General features: G+C 75.4%; 6 protein-coding genes and 2 pseudogenes. 5 read left to right on the top strand and 3 right to left on the bottom strand.

Annotated features, from left to right (window positions below):
* Both ABD308_RS28610 and ABD308_RS28615 read right to left on the bottom strand, forming a co-directional pair.
* The coding region (locus ABD308_RS28610) for an MFS transporter (protein ID WP_486327037.1) at nucleotides 1–741 on the bottom strand (741 nt) is incomplete at its 3' end.
* Complete coding sequence (locus tag ABD308_RS28615) at nucleotides 738–1,349, bottom strand: helix-turn-helix domain-containing protein (protein ID WP_344340565.1); 612 nt, start codon at nucleotides 1,347–1,349, stop codon at nucleotides 738–740. The genes ABD308_RS28615 and ABD308_RS28610, both read right to left, overlap by 4 nt.
* A 304-nt stretch (nucleotides 1,350–1,653) precedes the next feature.
* Here ABD308_RS28615 and ABD308_RS28620 point away from each other — a divergent pair, with 304 nt between their 5' ends.
* From ABD308_RS28620 to ABD308_RS39785, 5 genes and pseudogenes are all read left to right on the top strand, one after another.
* On the top strand, nucleotides 1,654–2,712 hold the full coding sequence (locus tag ABD308_RS28620) for a helix-turn-helix transcriptional regulator (protein ID WP_344340569.1): 1,059 nt from the start codon (nucleotides 1,654–1,656) through the stop codon (nucleotides 2,710–2,712).
* 171 nt (nucleotides 2,713–2,883) lie between these two features.
* Entirely contained in the window at nucleotides 2,884–3,948 is a 1,065-nt protein-coding gene (gene lepB, locus ABD308_RS28625) for a signal peptidase I (RefSeq protein ID WP_425554872.1), read from the top strand.
* Between the two features lie 100 nt (nucleotides 3,949–4,048).
* On the top strand, nucleotides 4,049–5,242 hold the full coding sequence (locus ABD308_RS28630; protein ID WP_344340578.1) for a trans-sulfuration enzyme family protein: 1,194 nt from the start codon (nucleotides 4,049–4,051) through the stop codon (nucleotides 5,240–5,242).
* A gap of 125 nt (nucleotides 5,243–5,367) precedes the next feature.
* Nucleotides 5,368–5,924: pseudogene (locus tag ABD308_RS28635) on the top strand (hemerythrin domain-containing protein).
* 45 nt (nucleotides 5,925–5,969) lie between these two features.
* Nucleotides 5,970–6,260, top strand: a pseudogene (locus tag ABD308_RS39785) (STAS domain-containing protein); the annotation flags it as partial.
* Nucleotides 6,261–6,318: 58 nt separating this feature from the next.
* Here ABD308_RS39785 and ABD308_RS28640 read toward each other — a convergent pair.
* Nucleotides 6,319–7,142 (bottom strand): PP2C family protein-serine/threonine phosphatase (locus ABD308_RS28640; RefSeq protein ID WP_344340585.1); only part of this gene is annotated, 824 nt, incomplete at its 5' end.

Consider the following 7,142-nt stretch of genomic DNA (forward strand, 5'->3'; position numbering starts at 1 on the left):
GCCCGCCCCGGTGGTGCCGGCGGTGAGCAGCAGCCGGCGGACCACCGCGTCGCGCCGGCCCAGGCGCAGCCCGGTCCGCACGGTGGCCGGGACGCCGCGGAGCACGGCGCGCAGGGCGGCCGGCGGGCGCTTCGGCTCGGCGAGCGCCGTCCAGACCTGGAGGATGAAGGCGAGTTCGACGGCCGCGGCCAGCAGCGGCGGCACCGAGAGCGGCAGCACGGCGCCGTCCAGGCCGTCGACGTCGGACAGCAGCCACGGCAGCGCCCCGCCGAGCAGGGTGCCGCCCGCGAGGGCGAGCGAGCCGGTGGCGCTGCCCCGGGCCAGGCCGGGCCGTAGATCGGCCTCCGGTCCGGCCTGGGCGCGGACCGTGTCCACGTACCAGGCCTCGGCCGGTCCGCTGGCCAGCGCCCGCCCGGCGCCCATCAGGGCCATCCCGAGCAGCAGCACCCCGTACGCGTCGCCGACCGCGAGCAGGGTGAAGGCGGTGAGGTCGAGCACCCCGGCGGCGGCCAGGACGGGCCGCCGCCCGATCACGTCGGAGAGCCCGCCGGTGGGCAGTTCCAGTGCGGCGGTGGTGAGCGAGTGGACGGCGAACAGGCCCGCCACGGCGCCGAGTCCGAGCCCGCGCGCGGTGAACAGCAGCACCAGCGGAGCGGTGGCCAGCCCGATCGGCAGCCAGCAGAACAGGGTGACCGCCAGGTACGCGCGGCGGGCGGAGCCCTCGGTGGACGGCCCGCTCATGCCGCGCCGCCCGGCGCGGCCTGCGGTATCGCGGCGAGCGGGATCGCGGCGGTGACCAGGACGACCTGCTCGGTGCGCGGGTCGGCCTGGTCGCGGTCGGCCAGTTCGAGGGCCCGCCGGTGGACGAGCCGGCGCAGCTCGGCGAGCGAGTCCGGGGTGAGCCGCAGCACCAGGTCGTCGATGCCGGCGGCCGCCGACCACGTGCCGTCCAGCCGGCCGGTGGCGACGTCCTCCTCGTGGCGGTCGAGCGAGCGGGCGAGGTGGTCGATCTGCTGCCGTCGGGAGAACTCGACGAAGGCCCGGCTCTCCGGCGTGGCGCTCACCGCGCGGGCGTCCCAGGAGGTGAGCAGGTGCACCGCGCGCCAGCGGCGCTCGCGGGCGTCGCGGTGCTCGGCCTCCGCGACGAAGGCGTACTTGGCGAGGACGCGCAGGTGGTAGCTGGTGGAACCGGAGGACTCGCCGGTCCGCGCGGCGAGTTCGCTCGCGGTGGCCGGACCGTCCTGGCGCAGCAGGCCGAGCAGGCGGATCCGCAGCGGGTGGGTGAGGGCCTTGAAGGCGGCGGTGTCGTGTTCGGGGTCGAGCGTGCGGCGCTGTCCGTCGTCGAGCATGCGGGGAGGATAGCCGTCTCCGGGAGTTCTGCAAAAGAAGTTCTGCAAAGTGCTCGGACTTCTCCCCGATCGAAGTGATGGAAAGTCAGTCCGAGGGAGTGGAAGTGGACTTGAGGCGGACGCGGGCGGTGCGTGTCAAGGCCCGGGGCGGCGCCGTCCGGGGCGGTTCGGACGTTCACGAGGATGAGGCCGGGCGTCGTGGGACCCTCTGGAGGTGGAGGGCGGATCCGCCTGCCGGTGCATGGGCCGGTGGTCGGTGTGCCTGCTAACTTCCGGTTCCATGGGATCACGTGGAGCACGTGGGATGGCGACGCAACAGGCGGTCGAGGGGCTGCGGGAACTCGCCGGGGCGGGGCTGACGGCCGAGAAGGTGTTCCGCAGAGCCGACGAACTGCTGCGCACGGTCCTGGGGTACGACGCGGTCTGCTGGCACTCGGCGGACCCGGCGACCGGGCTGGTGACCTCGGTGCTGAGCGACGACCTCAGCCTGTCGGGGTTCGAGGAGGCGGTTCGCCTGGAGGTGTGGGCGAACGATGTGACGACCTTTTCCGCGATCCGTCGCAGCGGCGTGCGCGCGGAGACGCTCAGCCGGGCGACCAAGGGGCGGCTGGCGGACAGCGCGCGCTACCGCGAGCTGATCGGACCGGCCGGGTTCGGCGACGAGCTGCGCGCGGTGTTCGACGCGCACGGCGGGATGTGGGGCTGCGCGGCGTTCATGCGGGCGGCCGACCGGGGACCGTACCTGGCGCAGCAGCGCGAGTTCGCGGACGTCGCCGCGCGCCACCTGGGCAACGCGCTGCGGGCCTGCCACCTGCCGCCGGCCACCGGGGGCGACGGCTGGGACGAGGGCCCGGCCGTGGTGGTGCTCGGTCCGGCGAACCGGCCGCTCGCGCTCTCCGGCCCGGCGGAGGAACTGCTCGGGCGGCTGGCCGACCCGAGCCGGACCTCGCTCGGCGTGCCGACGGCGTTCGCGGTGGCCGCCGAACAGGCCCGCCGGGCGGCGCGCGGCCTGGCCGTGCCGGGCTCGAAGATCCGGGTGCAGGAAGCCGGGGGCCGCTGGTACGTGCTGCACGGCTCGGCCTTGAAGGGCGGAAGCGACGGCGAGGTGACGGTGGTGGCGGCCCCGGCGACGCCCGCCGACGCGATGCCGCTCTACCTCTCCGCGTACGGGCTGACGGCGCGTGAGCAGGAGGTGGCCCTGCTGCTGGTGCGCGGGTGCGACACCCGGGACGTCTCGCGGCTGCTGGCGATGAAGCCGTACACCGTGCAGGACCACCTGAAGTCGGTGTTCGCCAAGGCGGGGGTGGCCAGCCGCCGCGAGCTGGTCGCGCGAATCATGCTCGGCGGCGGCGGGGCGGCGTAGGGCGGACGGGGCCGGCGCCGGGTGGCGCTGGTCCGGTGCCGGAAGGCGCGGCATAGGACGGGAGGGGCCGGGGGTGTACGTTCTGACGGGTCGGCGGGAACCACCGTTCGTTAGCTGACAACGGGGGGTCCCACGGCGGGGCCCGCCGGTCCGTCCGGAGGGGACCAGGGGATGAGCATCGAGGAGACCGCGGGTTCGGCGGGCAGGGGTGAGGCCGGTGCCGGTTCCGGCCCGGCGGGTGGTCCGGGGGAGCCGGGTGCGCTGGGAGCGCCTGGTGCCGTGGCGGGCCCGATCGACGTCGCGGCGCCGGACGGCGAGGGTGCCACAGGTGAGGGTGCCACGGGCGGGAGTGCCACAGGCGGGAGCGCCCCGGCCGAGGGTGAGGGCCGGAGCGCGAAGGCGGCGAAGAAGAAGCGGCCGCTCTGGCAGGAGCTGCCGATCCTGATCGGCCTCGCCCTGCTGCTCTCGCTGGGCATCAAGACCTTCTTCGTCCAGGCGTTCTCCATTCCCTCCGGCTCGATGCAGCACACGCTGGAGAAGAACGACCGCGTCCTGGTCGACAAGCTCACCCCGTGGTTCGGCGCCGAGCCGGAGCGCGGCGAGGTGGTGGTCTTCAAGGACCCGGGCGGCTGGCTGGACACCGTGCCCAGGGAGAAGGGCAACGGCCTCGTCGAGGGCTTCCGCACCGTGCTCAGCACCATCGGCCTGCGGCCGTCCGACGATGAGAAGGACCTGATCAAGCGAGTGATCGCGGTCGGCGGCGACACGGTCGAGTGCAACCGGGGCGGCCCGGTCAAGGTCAACGGGGTGGCGTTGGACGAGCCGTACGTGTACCCGGGCGCGACTCCGTGCGACGACGCGCCGGTGGGCGTGGTGACCGTCCCCGAGGACCACCTGTGGGTGATGGGCGACCACCGCAACGACTCGCGCGACTCGCGCTTCCACGTCAACGGGCCGGGCGGCGGGTTCGTCCCGGTGAAGAACGTGGTCGGCCGGGCGTTCGTGGTCGCCTGGCCGCTGTCGCGCTGGGACACCCTGCCGGTGCCGGACACCTTCGACCAGCAGGGCCTGGCGGCGGGCGGCGACCGGTCGGCCGGGACGGCCGCGCCCGCCGAACCGTCGGTGCCGGGGGCCGCCGCGATGGCCGCGGTCGTCCCGTTCGCGCTCTGGCGGCGCCGGTCCGGACGGGCGGGGCAGGCCGGGCAGGCCGGACGGTCCGGGGGCGACGGACACTGACGGGCCGGCGGACGTCGGGCTGACGGGCTGGCGGACGTCGGGCCACCGGGGTCGGATTGGACCTGTTCCGGTCCGGCCGCACCGCGCCAGCATGGGCGGCATGAGCGACTACCACCACGGGCTGCGCCCCGAGAGCCGGATCGTCCACCCGCCCGTCACGGAGGTAACCGGCAGCCGTCCGCTGGGCGTTCCGCTGCACCAGGGCCACGTGTTCGCCTTCCCCGACAGCGACACGCTCGCGGACGCCTTCGGCGGCCCCGACAAGGCGTTCCTCTACAGCCGGAACGGCAACCCGACCGTCCGCTCGCTGGAGCACGCGGTGGCCGACCTGGAGGGCGGCAGCGGTGCGCTGGCCGCCTCCACCGGCATGGGCGCGATCACCACCGTGCTGCTCGCGCTGCTGCGCTCCGGCGACCACGTGATCGCCCAGCGGAGCCTGTACGGCGGCACGTTCGCGACGCTCGCCGACCTGGCGGCGCGCTGGGGCGTCAGCGTCACCCATGTGCGCGGCGACGACCCGGAGGAGGTGCGCGCCGCCCTGCGGCCGACCACCCGCCTGCTGTACCTGGAGACGGTCTCCAACCCCACCGCGCGCGTCGCCGACCTGCCGGCGCTGATCGGCGCGGCGCGCGAGGCCGGTGTGCTGAGCGTGGTGGACAACACCTTCACCACGCCGCTGCTCTGCCGCCCGATCGAGCACGGCGCGGACATCGTGATCCACTCGGCCACCAAGTACCTCGGCGGCCACTCCGACGTCATGGCCGGCGTCGCCGTCTTCGCCGACACCGGCCTGCACCACCGCGTCTGGCACCACGCGGTGGAACAGGGCGCGACGCTCGACCCGTTCGCCGCCTGGCTGACCCTGCGCGGGATGCAGACCCTGGGCCTGCGGATCCGCCGCCACAACGAGACCGCGCTGGACCTGGCCGGCCGGCTCGCCGCCCACCCGGCCGTGGCCGCCGTGCACCACCCGGGACTGCCCGGCCACCCCGATCACGAGCTGGCCCGCCGCCTGCTTCCGGACGGCCAGGGCGGGGTGTTCGCCGTCGACCTGGCCGGCGGGCGGGAGGCCGCCCGCGCCTTCGTCGGCGCGGTCCGCCTCGCCTCGCTCGCCCCCTCGCTGGGCGGCGTGCACACCCTGGTCCTGCACCCGGCCAGCACCTCCCACCGCCAGCTGTCCGACGACGAGCTGACCGCGGCCGGCATCGGCCCGGGGACCGTCCGGATCGCCGCCGGCATCGAGCACCCCGAGGACGTCTGGGCCGACCTGGAGCAGGCCCTGGCCAAGCTCTGAGCCGTCCCGCCGCGCCGATGGGCCGTTTGGAGCGGCCCGGCCCGGGCAGCCGACCGGTACCCCGTCATCGGCGACCCGGGCCGCCGGATCGCCGCCGGGCCGACTCGGAGGACGGTGCGAACACCATGGGACACGGCGGAAGCGTGATCGAGGAACTGATGGCCGACCACCGCGAGGTGGCGGAACTGTTCGACGGGCTCCAGGCGCTCCCCCCGGGCGACGACCGCCGCCGCCAGATCGTGGACGAGTTCACGATCGAGCTGGTGCGCCACTCCGTCGCCGAGGAGCAGTACCTCTACCCGGCCGTCCGCGAGCACGTGCCCGGCGGTGCCACGCCGGCCGACAAGGAGATCGCCGACCACGCGGCGGTGGAGCGCCTGCTCAAGGAACTGGAGGGCATGGCCGCGGCCGACGGCCGGTTCGCGCTCGCCGAGCGGGTGGTCGCCGAGGTGACGGAGCACATCGCCGACGAGGAGGACAACCTCTCCCGGCGCTCGCGGACGCCTGCTCGCCGGAGGAGCTGGAGGAACTCGGCGAGCGGGTGCGGACGGCGAAGAAGCCGGGACCGACGCGTCCGCACCCCTCCGCCCCGTCCACCCCGCCGGCCAACAAGCCGCCGGCACCCGGCTTCGGCCTGGTCGACCGCGCCCGCGACCTGGTCACCGGCCGCGGCAGGTCCTGAGGCCCGGGCCGCCGCGCCACCCGCCGGCGCGGTCCCGGCACGGCCATGGCCACGCTGTCCGTCACCAGCCCGGTGCGGGCCGGTTCGACCGTCACCGTCGAGCTCGCCGGCGCCGCCGGGATGGACGACCAGCGCGAGCTGCACGAGGCGCTGCGCCGCGCGGTGCGCCGGGCGCCCGGTGGCGGGACCGTCCTGGTGGACTGTTCGGCGCTGGAGTTCTGCGCCTCGGCGGGCCTCAACCAGTTCCTGTACGCCCGGAAGAGCGCGCGGGACCGGGGTGTCCGGTTCGTGCTGGCCGGGGTGAACGGCCAGCCCGCCCGGCTGCTCGAACTCACCGGGACGACCGGACTGTTCACCGAAGTAACGGGCGGATGGCGCGGACGCTTGAGGGCCGCTACGCCCGGGCCCGGGGCCGGGCGGCGAGGACGGCGATGTCGTCCTCGGCCGGGCTGCCGACGGCCGGGCCGATGGCGTGCAGCGCGGCGTCCAGCAGGTCGTCCAGCGGGCCGGTGGCGGGCAGGCGGAGGGCGGCGAGGCGGGCGAGGGAGACGTCGATGTCCTCGCCGCGCCGCTCCACCAGGCCGTCCGTGTACAGCAGCAGCGTCTCGCCGGGCAGCAGCTCGCGGCAGGTCTGCTCGTAGCCGCCGAGCCCGGTGCCGAGCGGCGGACCGGTCGGGACCCGCAGCAGCTCGGTGCGGCGGCCGGGTGCGATCAGGGCCGGCGGGAGGTGGCCCGCGCTGGAGAAGGTCCACCGGCCCCGGCCCGGGTCGGCGAGGGCGAGCAGGCAGGTGGCCGGGCGGGCGGACTCGTTGGCGGCGATGACGGTGTCCAGCTGGCGCAGGATCCGGTGCGGCGGCAGGTCGGTCCCGGCGACGTCGCGCAGCGTGGCGCGGTAGCTGCTCATGTCGACGGCCGCCTCGACGCCGTGGCCCATCACGTCGCCCATCACCAGCAGGGTCCGCCCGAACGGCAGCCGGACGGTCTCGAACCAGTCGCCGCCGACCACCGAGCTGGTGCCGGACGGCAGGTAGCGGGAGGCGAGTTCGAGGTTCTGGTGCGGATGGCCCGGTTCGCTGAGCAGCGCGCGCTGGAGGTCGAGGGCGATGCCCTGCGAACGGCTGTAGCGGCGCGCGTTGTCGATGCCGGTGGCCGCCCGGGCGGCGAGGTCGCCGACCAGCACCGCGTCGTCGGGCCCGAAGCCGGGGGAGGCGCCGGTGC

The sequence above is a fragment of the Kitasatospora putterlickiae genome (genome assembly GCF_039527695.1).
GTDB lineage: Bacteria > Actinomycetota > Actinomycetes > Streptomycetales > Streptomycetaceae > Kitasatospora > Kitasatospora putterlickiae.